The 16,245-nt window shown below is 28.9% G+C and carries 16 protein-coding genes; all 16 read left to right on the top strand.

From position 1 onward, the window contains the following. The first annotated feature begins 2 nt into the window (after positions 1–2). The 16 genes from rfbC to ACE01P_RS01290 all read left to right on the top strand — a co-directional run bounded on the left by rfbC (position 3) and on the right by ACE01P_RS01290 (position 16,234). On the top strand, positions 3–551 hold the full coding sequence (rfbC, locus tag ACE01P_RS01365; RefSeq protein ID WP_379693242.1) for a dTDP-4-dehydrorhamnose 3,5-epimerase: 549 nt from the start codon (positions 3–5) through the stop codon (positions 549–551). Continuing rightward, entirely contained in the window at positions 551–1,396 is an 846-nt protein-coding gene (gene rfbD / locus ACE01P_RS01360; protein WP_379693239.1) for a dTDP-4-dehydrorhamnose reductase, read from the top strand. Before rfbC ends, rfbD begins: the two co-directional genes overlap by 1 nt. A gap of 70 nt (positions 1,397–1,466) precedes the next feature. After that, positions 1,467–2,351: a glucose-1-phosphate thymidylyltransferase RfbA gene (gene rfbA / locus ACE01P_RS01355; RefSeq protein WP_379693236.1), complete on the top strand. Its 885-nt coding sequence runs from the start codon at positions 1,467–1,469 to the stop codon at positions 2,349–2,351. Between the two features lie 85 nt (positions 2,352–2,436). After that, the gene (locus ACE01P_RS01350; protein ID WP_379693234.1) at positions 2,437–4,404 is read left to right on the top strand and encodes a polysaccharide biosynthesis protein; all 1,968 of its coding nucleotides are present in this window, start codon (positions 2,437–2,439) and stop codon (positions 4,402–4,404) included. Between the two features lie 133 nt (positions 4,405–4,537). Next, entirely contained in the window at positions 4,538–5,401 is an 864-nt protein-coding gene (locus ACE01P_RS01345; protein ID WP_379693231.1) for an ABC transporter permease, read from the top strand. Next, positions 5,402–6,682, top strand: coding sequence for a polysaccharide ABC transporter ATP-binding protein (locus tag ACE01P_RS01340; protein WP_379693229.1), 1,281 nt, complete (start codon positions 5,402–5,404; stop codon positions 6,680–6,682). It abuts the gene before it with no gap. A gap of 7 nt (positions 6,683–6,689) precedes the next feature. Beyond that, positions 6,690–7,496, top strand: a complete 807-nt coding sequence (locus tag ACE01P_RS01335; protein WP_379693226.1) for a class I SAM-dependent methyltransferase — start codon at positions 6,690–6,692, stop codon at positions 7,494–7,496. Between the two features lie 4 nt (positions 7,497–7,500). Beyond that, entirely contained in the window at positions 7,501–8,427 is a 927-nt protein-coding gene (locus ACE01P_RS01330) for a glycosyltransferase family 2 protein (protein WP_379693224.1), read from the top strand. Beyond that, positions 8,424–9,410, top strand: a complete 987-nt coding sequence (locus ACE01P_RS01325) for a glycosyltransferase family 2 protein (protein ID WP_379693222.1) — start codon at positions 8,424–8,426, stop codon at positions 9,408–9,410. Before ACE01P_RS01330 ends, ACE01P_RS01325 begins: the two co-directional genes overlap by 4 nt. Next, positions 9,403–10,344, top strand: a complete 942-nt coding sequence (locus tag ACE01P_RS01320) for a glycosyltransferase family 2 protein (protein WP_379693220.1) — start codon at positions 9,403–9,405, stop codon at positions 10,342–10,344. The genes ACE01P_RS01325 and ACE01P_RS01320 overlap by 8 nt, the downstream gene beginning before the upstream one ends. A 33-nt stretch (positions 10,345–10,377) precedes the next feature. Beyond that, on the top strand, positions 10,378–11,241 hold the full coding sequence (locus ACE01P_RS01315) for a hypothetical protein (protein ID WP_379693218.1): 864 nt from the start codon (positions 10,378–10,380) through the stop codon (positions 11,239–11,241). A gap of 58 nt (positions 11,242–11,299) precedes the next feature. Further along, positions 11,300–12,145, top strand: a complete 846-nt coding sequence (locus ACE01P_RS01310; protein WP_379693215.1) for a glycosyltransferase family 2 protein — start codon at positions 11,300–11,302, stop codon at positions 12,143–12,145. A gap of 63 nt (positions 12,146–12,208) precedes the next feature. Next, complete coding sequence (locus ACE01P_RS01305) at positions 12,209–13,345, top strand: glycosyltransferase (RefSeq protein WP_379693213.1); 1,137 nt, start codon at positions 12,209–12,211, stop codon at positions 13,343–13,345. Continuing rightward, positions 13,342–14,364: a glycosyltransferase family A protein gene (locus tag ACE01P_RS01300; protein ID WP_379693211.1), complete on the top strand. Its 1,023-nt coding sequence runs from the start codon at positions 13,342–13,344 to the stop codon at positions 14,362–14,364. Before ACE01P_RS01305 ends, ACE01P_RS01300 begins: the two co-directional genes overlap by 4 nt. Further along, positions 14,361–15,161, top strand: a complete 801-nt coding sequence (locus ACE01P_RS01295; protein WP_379693209.1) for a hypothetical protein — start codon at positions 14,361–14,363, stop codon at positions 15,159–15,161. Before ACE01P_RS01300 ends, ACE01P_RS01295 begins: the two co-directional genes overlap by 4 nt. Continuing rightward, positions 15,158–16,234 (top strand): glycosyltransferase family 2 protein, encoded by a 1,077-nt coding sequence (locus ACE01P_RS01290; protein WP_379693207.1) that lies wholly within the window; start codon positions 15,158–15,160, stop codon positions 16,232–16,234. The genes ACE01P_RS01295 and ACE01P_RS01290 overlap by 4 nt, the downstream gene beginning before the upstream one ends. Positions 16,235–16,245 lie beyond the last annotated feature (11 nt).

Raw genomic sequence — 16,245 nt, 5'->3', positions numbered from 1 at the left:
AAATGAAAATTGAAGAAACATTTATAAAAGACCTGGTAATTGTTGAACCAACAGTATTTGGAGATGAAAGAGGTTACTTTTTTGAATCTTATAGTAAAACTAAATTAGAAGATTTAGGCATTGATATTGATTTTGTTCAAGATAACCAATCATTTTCAAAAAAAGGAACTTTAAGAGGGCTACATTATCAAAATCCTCCTTTTGCGCAGACAAAATTAGTTCGCGTTTTAGAAGGGGAAATTATTGATGTCGCAGTAGATTTAAGAAAAGATTCTCCTACATATGGAAAAGCGTTCAGCATTTTATTATCAGCAGAGAATAAAAAACAATTATTAGTTCCGCAAGGATTTGCACACGGATTTTCTGTTATTAGCGAAACAGCTTCGGTAATATATAAATGTGATCAATTTTATAATAAAGCGTCTGAGGGAGGAATTAAATATGATGATCCATCTTTAAATATTGGTTGGGGTATGAATCTGGATGAAGCAATAGTTTCAGAAAAAGATCAAATTTTGCCTTTTATTGAAAATTGTAATAGTTTGTTTTAATGAAAAAAATTTTAGTTACTGGCGCAACAGGACAATTAGGATCTGAGCTTTCAGTTTTAGCGCCATCGTATCCTCAATATGAATGGGTATTCGCAAATAGAACTCAAATTACATTAGATAATTTAGAATTACTTCAATCTCAATTAAAAGCTATTAATCCAGATATTATATTTAATTGCGGGGCTTACACGGCTGTTGATAAAGCAGAATTAGAAAAAGACTTAGCTTTTAGAATAAATCACTTGGCAGTAGAATTAATTGCAAAATATTCTACAGAAAATAATACTAAATTAATTCATATTTCAACAGATTATGTTTTCGATGGCAAGTCTTCAATTGCTTTAAATGAGGATGCCGAAACAAATTCTGTAAATGTTTATGGCGAAAGCAAATTGGCAGGTGAAATAGCATGTTTGAAAGAAAATACTGATGCGGTTATAATTAGAACTTCTTGGGTTTACAGTAAGTTTGGCAACAATTTTGTGAAGACAATGCAACGATTAATGCAAGAGAGAGAGGAAATTAACGTTGTGAACGATCAGATTGGTTCGCCAACGTATGCAGCTGATTTAGCGCAAGCAATGATTAATGTCATAGAATCTTCAAAATGGGTTTCTGGAATTTATAATTATTCAAATGAAGGCGAAATTAGCTGGTATGAATTTGCATTAAGTATTAAAGAACTAGGAGGTTATAATTGTAAAGTAGAAGGGATTCCGTCATCATCTTACCCAACTCCAGCAAAACGACCAAGTTTTTCATTACTGAATAAAGAAAAAATAAAAACAATTTATAATTTAACTGTGCCAAATTATAAAGAAAGTTTAAAAAAAATGTTTGTTTAAAATATAATATTAGAGTTTTAGAAGTTTGAAAAATCAGAAACCTAAAATTTAAAACCAAAAACTGGAATTTATGAAAGGAATTATATTAGCTGGAGGTTCTGGCACAAGATTGCATCCGTTAACATTAGCAGTCAGCAAGCAATTAATGCCTGTTTATGATAAACCAATGATTTATTATCCATTATCAACTTTGATGATGGCAGGAATCAATGAAATTTTAATTATATCTACGCCCCATGATCTACCTCATTTTAAGAAGCTTTTAGGGGATGGTAGTGGAATTGGTTGCAAATTTAGTTATGCGGAACAACCAGATCCGAATGGTTTGGCACAAGCTTTCGTAATTGGCGAGGAATTTATAGGTAAAGATAAAGTTGCTTTAGTACTTGGAGACAATATCTTCTTTGGAACTAATATGCAGCAACTTTTGAAAGATAATGCTGACCCAGAAGGAGGAGTAGTTTTTGCCTACCATGTTTCTGATCCTGAGAGATATGGAGTTGTGGAGTTTGATGAAAATAAAAATGCTATTTCTATTGAAGAAAAACCTCTAGAGCCAAAATCGAATTATGCTGTTCCAGGTTTATATTTCTATGATAATTCTGTCGTAGAGATAGCAAAAAACATAAAACCAAGTGCTCGTGGTGAATACGAAATTACAGACGTTAATAAAGTTTATCTTGAAAAAGGAAATTTAAAAGTAGGTATATTAAGCAGGGGGACAGCTTGGTTAGACACTGGAACTTTTAATAGTTTAATGCAGGCAGGACAATTTGTACAGGTTATAGAAGAAAGGCAAGGCTTAAAAGTGGGCTGTATTGAAGAAATTGCCTGGAGACAAGGATTTATTGATGATGCAAGACTTGAGGAATTGGCTGAACCATTACTAAAATCAGGTTATGGGACTTATTTATTGGAATTTTTGAAGCAAAAGAAAAAAGGTGTTAAAATTTAATTTGCACCGCTAAAGTAATTATTTAAAACCTTTAATTTGTATTTTTGTATAAAGTTCAAATTTTACTGACTTAAAAAATGCTAAATTGAATACACAAAAACCAAATAACATAAGCTCTTTGTTATATAACACCTTCTCTGCAAGAAATCTAAGAGCAAATATCAATAATTTAAGTTATCTACCTAGGTGGATAATTGTTGCTATTGATGTAATGGTTTTGTTTTTTTCCTTTTCTTTTACGTATTTACTTTTTGATGGAACAGCAATAGGCTATATCATAACGTCACATGATTTTTATTTTGTAGCAAGTCTAATAACTGTAAATGTATTTTTCTTTTGGCTCTTTAGGACATATTCAGGAATTATTAGACACTCATCATATATTGATGCCATAAAACTGCTTTTTTCTCAAATGTCAGTTTTGGTTTTCTTTCTGTTTATAAATTTAATATTTGAACTGTATACTGGGCATAAAGCATTTTTAAATACTGCTCTTTTTATTAATTTGGTTTTGTCTTTTTGCGGACTGTTTTTATATCGTGTTATCGTAAAACAGACTTTTGAGATGTATTTTTCAGAAAAAGCGACAACTAAACTTGTAAGGACAGTAATTTATGGTACTGATGCAAACGCAATTTCAGTAGCAAACGCTTTAAAATTTGAAACTCCTTCACGTTTTAAAATTGTCGGATTTGTAGATAAAAATAATCAGAATGCATCTAAGCGTATGCTAGATCTCCCGATTTTAATTTTAAGAAAAAAACTTCCTGCACTAATGAGGTCTGTTGCAGCGGAAGGAGTAATTATTGCAGATAAAAGTTTAACTAAAGATGAACAACTTATTATTGTTGATCAATGTTTAGAGTTTAACTATAGAGTATATACAGTTCCCTTGATTTCAGACTGGGAAAACCAAAAAGAGATTTCTCAGAAAGTAAAAAATATACAAATTGAAGATTTATTAGAAAGAAAACCTATAGTTCTAGATAGTAAATCAATTTCGAAACAATTAAAAGATAAAACAATTTTAATTACTGGTGCTGCTGGGTCTATTGGAAGTGAGATTGTGAGACAGGTTCTTAATTTTAATCCAAAAAATGTAATTGTTTTAGATCATGCTGAAACACCGCTACATAATTTGTGTTTAGAAACTCAAGCCATGAATTTCAGTACAAAAATTGTAGCAGTAATTGCAGATGTAAGAAGTAAAAAAGCACTTGAGAAAGTTTTCAAAAATTACAATCCTCATGTTGTTTACCACGCCGCAGCATATAAGCATGTGCCTTTAATGGAAGAAAATCCTTCACAAGCTATTCAGACTAATATTAAGGGGACTAAAAATCTTGCTGATTTAGCTTGTAAGTATCATGTAAAGAAGTTTGTAATGGTTTCTACAGATAAGGCTGTGAATCCAAGTAATGTGATGGGAGCTAGTAAGCGTATTGCAGAAAAATATGTACAATCTTTATTCTTAAAAAATCAAAGAGAAAATGTAGAAGGTGGAACCAAGTTTATTACGACTCGTTTTGGGAATGTTCTAGGTTCGAATGGATCTGTTGTGCCATTATTTACCAAGCAAATTGCTGAAGGTGGGCCTGTAACGATTACTCATCAAGATATTATACGCTATTTTATGACTATTCCAGAAGCTTGTCAGCTTGTACTAGAGGCAGGAGCAATGGGTAATGGAGGTGAAATATATATATTCGATATGGGTAAACCAGTTAGAATTATTGACTTAGCACGAAAAATGATTAAGTTAGCTGGTTTTATACCTGATAAAGAAATCAAAATTAAAATCGTTGGTTTAAGACCAGGAGAAAAGCTTTATGAAGAGTTGTTAAATGATACTTCTAAGACTCTTCCAACGTACCATAATAAAATCATGATTGCACAAGAAATTCAAGATGAATATGAGAATCTTCATAATGAAGTTGATGAATTAATCGGTATTGCCGATTTTTATGAGAATGATGATATTGTTGCTAAGATGAAAAAAATTGTTCCAGAATTTAAGAGTATGAATTCTACTTTTGAAGTTTTAGACAAATAGAATTATAAAAAATTATAAAATCAAATATAATCAAGAGGTGTTTTTTAAAACGCCTTTTGACATTTTTAACCCTAATCTAAAATGTTAAAAATCTTGTTAAAATTTTAAAACAAGGTTTGTAAGTTCTTCTTTAATGGATTCTAAAAACACAAATGATTGGCTGTTTGAAATAACACCCAAGAATAAATTTTTCTCGCTAAATTTTAAAGAAATTTGGCAATATAGAGATTTATTAATGCTCTTTGTTAAAAGAGATATTATTACAGTTTATAAACAAACTGTTTTAGGGCCTCTATGGTATTTAATACAACCTCTATTTACTTCTATAACTTTTACGATTATATTTAATAATGTAGCTGGAATTAAGACAGGTTCTATACCGCCATTCTTATTTAATTTGGCAGGAATTATGGTTTGGAATTATTTTACTGCTTGTTTGAATGGAACTTCAGATACTTTTAAATCTAATGCTGGTATATTTGGAAAAGTATACTTTCCAAGAATTATAACTCCATTATCTATAGTGATTTCAAACTTGATTAAGTTTGGAATTCAGTTTTTCATATTTGTTTTCTTTTATATTTTCTTTTATGTGAAAGGTGCAGATTTAAGTTTAAATAGTTCGATAATATTTTTCCCAATATTAATTGCATTCATGGGCATTTTAGGGCTAGGACTAGGAATGGTAATTTCTTCTATGGTTACAAAATATCGTGATCTAAATAATCTGGTTGGCTTCGGAGTCCAATTATTAATGTATGTGTCGGCTGTAATGTATCCGATGGAATTAATAAAAGAAAAATTGCCAAAATTAGGCTGGATTGTGCAGTACAATCCATTAGCTTATATAATAGAAACTTCTCGACATATGCTTTTAAATGTTGGTAATATATCGATTTTAGGGTTAGTATATACAATGGTAGTTACATTAACTGTTTTTTTTATTGGATTATTGGTTTTTAATAGAACAGAGAAGAGCTTTATAGACACTGTATAAATGAAAGATATTATATTAAAAGCCGAAAATATTTCTAAGCAATATCGCTTAGGACAGGTTGGAACAGGAACTTTAAGTCATGATATAAACCGTTGGTGGCATAAAATTCGTGGAAAAGAAGATCCATATTTAAAAATTGGCGATACCAACGATCGTTCTACAAAAGGAACTTCAGATTACGTTTGGGCTTTACAGGACATTAACTTTGAAGTTGAACGTGGAGAAGTTTTAGGAATTATTGGAAAGAATGGAGCAGGAAAATCTACACTTTTGAAAATTCTTTCGAAAGTTACAGCACCAACAACAGGTAGTATAAAATCTAGAGGGCGTATAGCTTCCTTATTAGAAGTTGGAACTGGTTTTAATGGAGAAATGACAGGAAGAGAGAATATCTTTCTTAACGGTGCCATTTTAGGAATGACCAAAAAGGAAATTACTTCTAAGCTTGATGAAATTATAGAGTTTTCTGGTTGCGAACGTTATATTGATACTCCAGTAAAAAGATATAGTTCTGGAATGACAGTTCGATTGGCATTTGCTGTTGCAGCTTTTTTAGAACCTGAAATTTTAGTAGTCGACGAAGTTTTAGCAGTGGGTGATGCTGAATTTCAGAAAAAGGCTATTGGAAAAATGCAGGATATTTCTAAAGGAGAAGGCAGAACTGTTTTGTTTGTAAGTCATAATATGGCAGCAGTGAAAAGTTTATGTACGAGAGGAATAGTTTTAGAACATGGCAAAGTAATTTTTGAGGGCCATGTTGAAGAAGCTGTTAACAAATATTTCGATGATGAAAAGCAATTTGCTCATAAAGAGTGGAATATAGAATCGAGTCCAAAAACTAACTTTTTACGTTTATTAAATGCAAAAGTCTTAAATGAAAATGATGAGTTAGAATTAAACCATTCAATAACAAACTCTATAACAATACAGTTTACATACGAAATCTTAGAGGAAGGACATATTTTTACACATGGGTTTAACTTATTTAACAATGAAAACATTCATATTCTGAGCTCTCACGATAAAAAATCTTTGACGTTAGAGCAATCACCAGCTAAAGGAATTTACTCAAAAAAAATAATAATTCCAGGGAATCTATTAGCAGAAGGGACTTATACATGTAGTTTTGCAATCATGAGATATAATCCATTTGTTGTTGAATTTCATGAGATGGATATAGTAGGATTTAACGTAATTGATGAATTTGGAGGCGATACAGCTCGAGGGAATTATAATGGAAATTTTCCAGGAATTGTGAGGCCAATTTTAAATTGGAAATAGAATATTTATGAAAAACTGGACAGGAGAAAGATTAGAAACTTTTATATATAACCGAGTTGCAATTGAGCATTTGCATAGGTACGCAATTACAGAGACTTTTGTAAAAGATAAAATTGTACTTGATATAGCTAGCGGTGAAGGTTATGGTACTAATTTAATTAGTAAACATGCTTCTTTTGTGTATGGTGTTGATATTGATAAGGAATCTATTGCTCGTGCTAAATTAAAATATAAAGCGAATAATATAGAATTTTTAGAAGGAAGTACAAGTAATATTCCTTTAGCAGATAACAGTGTAGATGTAATAGTTAGTTTTGAAACAATTGAGCATCATGATGAACATGAAAAAATGATGTCAGAGATAAAAAGAGTTTTAAAATCAGAAGGTATATTAATAATATCTACTCCTGATAAATTATATTATTCTGAGCTTCGAGATATCGCAAATGAATTCCATGTTAAAGAATTATATAAAAATGAATTTACTAGTTTAATTTCTAATCATTTCAATAACTTTCAATTACTATCTCAAACTTATAACAATGGAAGCTCAATTATTCAGGATGATACTGTTGTAGAAAATTCAAACTATTTCTATGGTAATTATACTATGATTTCTAGGCGAACAATAAATCCAATGTTTTTAATCGCTATTGCGTCTGATTTTGTATTTGAAGAACAGAATATTTCTTTTTTTGATGGGGGAGATTTTATTAAAGATGAATTATTAGCCGATATCAGAACAAGTAATACCTATAAAGTGGGACATGCAGTTTTGTTGCCATTTAAGTTTCTGAAAAGAATACTAAAATAAAAATATGAATAATAAAATTTTTGTCATTGTTGTAACTTTTAATGGAATGCAATGGATTGAAGACTGTTTAAATAGTATTTTAAATAGTGCAGTATCATCTAATGTTATTGTTATTGATAATTGCAGCACAGATGGTACCGTTGAATTTATTGAACTAAAATTCAAAAATGTTCTTTTAGTGCAGCAAAATAAAAATTTAGGTTTCGGGGCAGCAAATAATATTGGGCTAAATATCGCTTTAGAAAAAGGAGGTGAGTATTTTGTTTTATTGAATCAAGATGCTTATTTAAAAGAAGATACAATAGGGCTTCTGATTGAACAAATGCAAGCAAATCCAGAATATGGCATCTTAAGTCCTGTACATTTAAATGGTAAAGGAAACACAATGGATTTGTTGTTTCAGACCTATGTTAATGTTAATAACTGTAAAGATTTTTACTCAGACCTTTTTTTAAGGAATGATTTGAAAAATATTTATGATGTTAATTTTGTTAATGCGGCAATCTGGTTGCTGTCAAAAGAAACATTGCATAATGTAGGAGGCTTTAACCCATACTTTTTTCACTATGCAGAAGATAATGATTATACTAATAGATGCCAATTTAAAAAATTAAAAGTTGGTATTGTACCTAAATCAGTTGCTTTACATGATAGAGATGTGAGTGATAGAAAACTTACTTTGAAAACTTTTGTCAATTTTAATGATTTAAAGCTTTTAAATCCTAACAATTCATGGACAGTAAATCGAATGCTCAAGTCTATTCTAAGTAAAAGCATATTATCGATTCTATCATTTAACAAACGAGATTTTACATATAATTTTACTTATTTATGGAAGACTTTAAAAAATTATAAACTAGTAAAGAGAATTCAACAAGAGAGTATTCATAATGATTATGCTTTCCTTAATTTATCATTAGTTAAGAAATGAGCAATAATTTATCAAATAGGAGTAAAAAGCTCGTTTCTATAATTATTCCCACTTTTAACCGTGCACACTTAATAGGCGAAACACTGGATAGTGTATTAGCACAAACTTATCAAAATTGGGAATGTATTATTGTTGATGATGGCTCAACTGATAATACTGTTGAAATAATTAATGCATATGTCGAAAAAGATAGTCGTTTTCAATTGCATCATCGCCCTATAGATAGATTACAAGGAGGAAATGCTTCTAGAAATTATGGATTTGGATTAAGTAAAGGTGAATTTATTAACTGGTTCGATGACGACGATATAATGATTGATACTTTTATTAGTAGAAAGCTTGAATTATTTTCTGAAGCGATTGATTTAGTTATTTGCTCTGGAACGTATGTTGATCAGAATTTGAACATATTGAAAAATATTGATTTAGAAATACAATCTTATTTGTTTAAAGATTATCTCTTATGGAAATTTCAGATTATTACAAATTGTGTTCTTATTAGAAAGAGTTTTTTAGAAAATAAAGAATTGTTTAATGATAAAATTTTAAGAGGGCAGGAAAAGGATTTTTTTTCGAGGCTATTCTTTAATCTTACTTCGGATAAGTACGAAGTTTTAAACAAACCTTTGTTTTTATATCGACAACATGTAAATACAAAATCACACCAAAATCTTGAATATGTAAAATCATTCGAGAAATCAAAAATTATAATTGCACTTGAGAATTTAAAAAAAGGTATTCAATTAAATGACTTACAGTTAACAGGCACATTTTGTTTTGGTTTACTAGATTCATTTTTTAGAGGATTAGAACAAAAAGACTTTTATAATTGTTTTTTTATTGTAAGAAAAGCTACTCCTCAATTCTATTCAATAAATAAAAAAATAGGTATCGAGTTTTTTTTAAGTGCTTGTTTTTTTATTTTAATTAATAAAGGAAGTTTCAAATTCGAAAAATATTTCAAAAAATCTCTTAATGCTTAATCCTGTTATTTCAATAATAATTCCAACATACAATAGGGCTCATTTAATAAATGAAACACTTGATAGTATATTAACACAGACTTATGGAGATTGGGAATGTATAATTGTAGACGATGGCTCTACTGATAATACAGCTGAGGTTGTATCTAAATATATTGAGAAAGATAATAGGTTTCAATATCACAGCAGGCCTTCAGAAAGAATGAAGGGCCCGAATTCATGTAGAAATTATGGATTTGAATTAAGTAAAGGTGATTATGTTAAATGGTTCGACAGTGATGATATTTTATTGCAAAAAGCTCTTGAAGATATTAGTAGATATTTTTCAAAAAGCCCTGATGTAATTGTATCTTCTTTGCAATATGTTGATTCAAATAAAAATATACTCGAAAAGAAACACATTTTCTTATCTGAAAATGTAATTGAAGATTATTTGACAGGAAAAATTACATATTATACATTTACTCCTACATGGAAAAAAAGTTTTGTAAATACGCGACCATATGTATTTGACGAAACAATTACAAATTTGGATGATTGGGATTTTAATCTGAGGATGTTATATATGAATCCTTTAGCGATATATTTAGATGTAGAACATATTCAATACAGAGTGCATTATGAATCTTTATCTCATGAAATCAATAAGCTAAATTTTAAAGAAATAAAGTCAGAATTTAAAGCAATTAAAAAGCATCTATCATTAATTAAAGAAAATAAAAAAGCAAATCCGAATGTTTTAAAAAAGCACTTGAAAAATCGTTGCAAATTTATACTTCGAGAGGCACTTGTTCAAAATAACAAGCATAAATCTTACTATTTTAAAGAACTTTTGGTCTCAGAAATGAAGCTTTTTGAGTTATCAGAAATGATAAAGACAATAATTGGATTTACTATATATAGTATTTTTAAAAAAGGTTATAAACTTTTGTAAAATCTAGATTTTTTTTAAAATTAACAATATAAAATGAAAATAAAAGTTGGTTACCTTGTCTCGTATGACTACGAAATGTTTTTAACTTCAGTTAAACAATTGTATGATTATGTTGATACAATTTTTTTAGCTATTGATAAAAATTATCTAACCTGGAGCGGAAATTCGTTTGAAATTGAAGAAGGATTTTTTGAAGAAATTAAGCGTTTTGATGTTAAAAATAAAATTGAGTTTTACTTTGATGACTTTTATGTCCCAGGATTATCTCCGATACAATGTGACACTAGGGAAAGAAACATGTTGCTGAAGAAAATGGGTGATGGATGGTTAATCCAACTCGATGTTGATGAATATATGTATGATTTCAAAAAAATTAGAAAATTCTTAAAACAGCATTGGTATCTAACAATATTTCCAAAATTTACCCCAGTCATTTTTAGAGGAATATGGATAACACTATTTAAAAAACTTCCAGAGGGATATCTTTATATAGAAAATAATGAGCGATTCCCTTTTATTACAAACTGCAAAAAATATGATGGTCCAAGAACAAATTACAGCATTAGTAACCATATTATAAATGCAAAAGCTATTCATCAATCTTGGGCAAGATCTGAGGAGGAAATATTTTTTAAGATTAAAAATTGGGGACATAAAGATGATTTTGATACACAAAAATATTTTGAGCTTTGGCGAGATCTAGATATTAATAATTACAGAAACTATAAAGACATACATCCTATGAAACCAGATTTATGGAATGAGTTGCATTTTATGCCAGCTTCTTCCATAGATGATTTCATAGAGCATTATGCAGAAAAAAATAAACAAGTGCTTAAGGGAATAAGTTTTTTTCAATTAGTTAAAGCATTCCTAATAAGGATAATAAAAAAGTAACTTAAGAAGAAACTAATTTTTAAGGATAATCTTTTTAGTTAGTAGCAGAATTAGAATTATGAAATTATCAGTTATAATATTGGCATATACAACAACAAATGGACTGTTCGAAATGACTTCCAATTGTATTAATTCTTTAATAGAATCTGAAACAGCTATCGGTGTTGAAGTTATTTTAGTTGAATCAAATAAAAATTATTTTAATTCGGGATTTGTATATCCTGAATTTGTAAAAGTTATTGTTCCTGATTCAGATTTTAATTTTCATAAGTTTTTGAATATAGGAATAAAAGAAGCCAAAGGACAATTTGTAGCATTGTGTAACAATGATCTAATTTTTTATAAAAACTGGTTTAGTGCAATCTACAAAATAAGTCAAAATAATAAAAATGTAAAATCATTTTCTCCAAGTGGAAATGTAAATGATGTTGATTTTTTGAAGGACTTCGAATTGGGATATAAAATTAGAACCCATATTCAAGGATGGTGTTTAGTAATTTATAAAGATGTTTTGAAGCGAATAGGTTATTTAGACGAGACATTCAATTTTGGATATGCAGACAATGATTATGCAATGACCTTGAAAAAGTACAATATTAAACACGCTTTGGTTAATTCTTCTAAAGTTGAACATTTAGAAAGAGAAAAAGTTAAAAAAAATCGAGAAGATCTAAGTGAAGGATATAAAAAACTTCAAGAAAATGTGGATTTAGATACAAGCAAACTGCCGAGTTATGTACTAACAGCAGGTAATAAATACCTATTAGAAGATAAAAAAGTTCTTGATGATTATGTAAAGTATCATACGAAATGGGGAGCGCCAAATTTTTTATATCGAAAAAATAAAATTGCTGATTTACTTATATCTTTGAATTTAGGTTTTCTAAATAGAATAATTTTATAGTTTTTATTTTGAGTTATAATTGATTCTTATAGAATTAACCTAAAGTTTAAAAAAAATATTACAATGAAAATCCTCTTAGTTTCGATGCCTTCTCTTCACGTAATTAGATGGATAGAAAACCTTAAAGACACAAACTTTGAGCTATTTTGGTTTGATGTTTTAGGAAGAGGAAAACTTGAGACTTTAAACTCAGTTACACAATTCACAGGATGGAAAAAAAGGAAGACGAGACATATAAAAGGGGAGAGTTTTCTACGAAAAAAATATCCTGATTTATATGAAAAAATTCTTCCATATCTTGAAGTGACAGCAAATGAAGCTTTAGAAAAAATAATTTTAGAAATAAACCCTGATGTGGTTCACAGTTTTGAAATGCAGAATTGTTCATATCCTATTTTGAAAACAATGCGAAAGTTTCCAAAAGTAAAATGGCTGTATTCTTGCTGGGGTAGTGATCTTTTTTACTATAAGAACTTTAAGAGACATAATTATAAAATTAAAAATGTTTTAAAAAGAGTTGATTTTCTACACACAGATTGCATACGAGATTTTAATTTAGCTACTCAATTAAATTTTTCTGGAAAAATTTTAGGTGTGATTCCTGGCGGAACTGGTTATAAAATAAAAGAGTTGGAATCTTTCAGGCTGCCAGTTTTAGAAAGAAAAATTATTTTAGTCAAAGGGTATGAACATGATTTAGGAAGAGGTCTAAATATTGTAAAGGCACTTCATTCAATAGAAAAAAAAATAAAAGAATATCAAATAGTAGTTTTTGGTTCACATTCTAAAGTTAAAGATTATATAAAAATCAATCATTTAAACTTTAATTTTTTTGATAGGCATGAACTTTCGCATGGAGAATTAACCAAACTAATGGGAAGATCTTTAATTTACATTGGAAATAGTATTTCAGATGGAATGCCAAATACTCTGTTAGAAGCAATTGTTATGGGAGCTTTTCCAATACAGTCAAATCCAGGGGGAGTTACAGAAGAAATAATTATCAATAACGAAAATGGTTTTTTAATTCAAAATCCAGAATCTATCGAAGAAATTAAAGAAAATATTCTAAAAGCAATTTCAAATTTAAATTTGCTCGAAAACGCATCATTGAAAAATCAAAAAATAGCAAACGAAAGATTGGATTATTTTGAGAACAAATTGAAGGTTGTTGAAATGTATAAAACTATAATAAAATGAGATTAGGTTTTAATCCGAACAAAGATCAGGAATCGGCTAGTTTGACATATTCTCATCAAATTATTATTCCAGTTTATATTCCAAACCAAAATGATTATTTTAAAAATAGTCTGGCTATTCTTAAGTTATGTTTAGAGTCATTATTTCATACGGTTCATAAAAGAACTTTTATAACTGTTGTCAATAATGGAAGTTGCGATGAGGTGAAGAATTATTTGCAGGAATTGTACTCGGAGAAAAAAATCCATGAAATTTTAGAAACAACAAACATTGGAAAATTAAATGCGATTTTAAAAGGTATAGTTGGGCATAATTTTCCATTAATTACAATTACAGATTCAGATGTATTATTTCTGAATGGTTGGCAAAAAGCGACGTATTCTATTTTTGAAAATTTTCCTAAAGCTGGAGTAGTTTGCCCTACGCCATCATCTCGCTCATTAAGAACCCATACTTCCAATATTTATTGGGATAATTTTTTTTCAAAAAAATTGGCTTTTTCAAAAGTTAAAACCCCGTCAGCTTTAAAAAACTTTGCCATTAGTGTTGGAAATCCTGATTTTTACAATAGAGCTCATTTAGAAAAATATTTTACATTGTCGAGTAACAGCAATAAAGCTGTTATTGGAGCTGGACATTTTGTAGGAACATATAGGGGGGGGATTTTTGACAGCTTGGGGATGAAATATTCTAATTATAAATTAGGAGGAGACAGCGAAAGTAAAATCTTAGATATTCCGGTGGTACAGAATGGTTTTTGGCGTTTATCAACGGAAGATAATTATGCTTTTCATATGGGGAATGTCGTAGAAGAATGGATGTATGATGAAGTGTCGAAATTAAAAAAAGATGCCGTAGAAATTGATTTTGAACTAAAATCGATAGGGTCTAGTCCAAAATGGCTTTATATTGTTAAAAATAAAGCTTTTGGTAAGTTTATTTTAAATAAAAAAATAATGAAATACTTCTTAATCTTCAAAGGATTACCATCGAAAGATGCTGAAAATTATTTAATATGATTGATAAAAAGAAGATTGCTATTCTTACTACCGTCGCAAATTTTGAATTGTATAAAAAGACGGCAACAATTTTTCCGGAAAATATCGATAAGATAGTTATTGATGGTACTACTGGAGTGTATGGTCTAAATAGTATTGATTTTATGTTTCAAAAACTTAAAAATAAAAAATACGAATGGATTATAATGGCAGATGAAGATGTGTTTTTTTACGATTCAAATCTTGTTTTTGATTTAATTGACCATATGGATAAAAATGATTATCAGATATGTGGCGTTAGGGACGGAGGATTGATCAAACATAGATTCCATAATCCTGAAGCGATTAATACTTTTTTCTCCATAATAAATTTAAAAAAATTGGCGAAAGAGTATAATTTTGATTTGGTTAAAGAACATCAAAAATTTATTCCTGAAATTTATAATAATAAGGATTATTCTTTTTTAAAATATAATTACGATATACGAAGCCTTAAGGAACCATATTATTGCTTTTATTTTTGGGCTCTTCTCAAGAATTTTAAAATTCTATACCTTGATACTATAAATCCAGTTAAAGATGATGAGACTGGGAATATAATTCTTGATGCTAATGGAAACAAAATTGCTTTTCACAGTTGGTATGCTCGAGCATATCAAGTTTATGAAGATCAAACAATAAGGATTGATTCTTTTTTGAAAGAATTTCAAATCCAAGCCGCATCTCTAAACATGAAAAATGTGATTGTTTTTAAGAAAAGATTTTTCAATTGGAAGAAAAGATTTAAAAGAATGATTAAAAAAAGTTTCAAAAAATGATAACGGTAATTTTTCCTTATCGCGATAGAGATTTACTAAGAATTAAAAAATCGTTGGATTCTTTGAAAAATCAAGTAAATCAAAATTTTAAAGTTTTGTTTATTGATTATGGCTCTAAAATTGAATTTTCAAATCAGGTTCGCAGTTTAGTTGACTCATATAGTTTTGCAGAATATTTTTATAGTTACAACAATAAACAGCCATGGTCTCGCTCTAAAGCAATAAATGTAGGTTTAAAGTTAACAGAGACTCCTTTTGTTTTTATTGCGGATATCGATCTTATTTTTAAAAATGATTTTATAGATATTCTTTTCAAATTGCAAAATCCGAAAAAAGCTTATTATTTTAAAGTAGGTTTTTTAAGTAAAGAAGAAACAAGTCTTGCTAAAGATTTTTTAGATTATCAAATTTTGGTTTCGAGTGAGGCTGGAGCCCAAGGATTGTCATTCTTTCCTATGAAAGAGATTAATGATATTCAAGCCTTTGATGAATTTTTGCATTTTTGGGGGGCAGAAGACAATGATATTCATAGTAGATTAATAAGAGCTGGTATTAAAAGTGTTTTTTATGATCAGGAAATCTTGCTTTTACATCAATGGCATGAAAGTTATCGAAAAAGTGAAAGAAATTCTTTAACGAAAGAACTTCAATTGAAAGGAGTTGTCAAATTAAATCAACAGCATTTAGTCAACAATCGAAATAATGAAGTGATTAAAGTTAATAGCGAAAATTGGGGGATACCTATTTCTGAAAAAGACTATTATGAATTAGAAAACTATGATTCTTCAATAATTCTGACGAATAAGATAGAAGTAATTGATCATTTTATATTTGTAGAATTGCCTAGAAATGAAAAAAAGATCCTGTCAGTTCAATTTGTAGAAGACTCTTTTCAAAACACATTAAAATATAAAGTAAAAAAAATAGTAGGGAAAACAGTTCCTAAATACTATTCTTTAAAAGAAATAAATGATATGTTATTGCTTCATATTATTTCCTTTTATCATGTTTTTCCTTATTCTTATGAAATAAGTAGTGATTTAAAAAGCATTAATTTCAGAATCAAAAAATAATAGATTTATAA

The sequence above is a fragment of the Flavobacterium sp. HJSW_4 genome (assembly GCF_042436695.1).
GTDB lineage: Bacteria > Bacteroidota > Bacteroidia > Flavobacteriales > Flavobacteriaceae > Flavobacterium.
The sequence above is the reverse complement of the archived record's forward strand: the minus strand, read 5'-3'. Positions and strand labels throughout refer to the sequence as shown.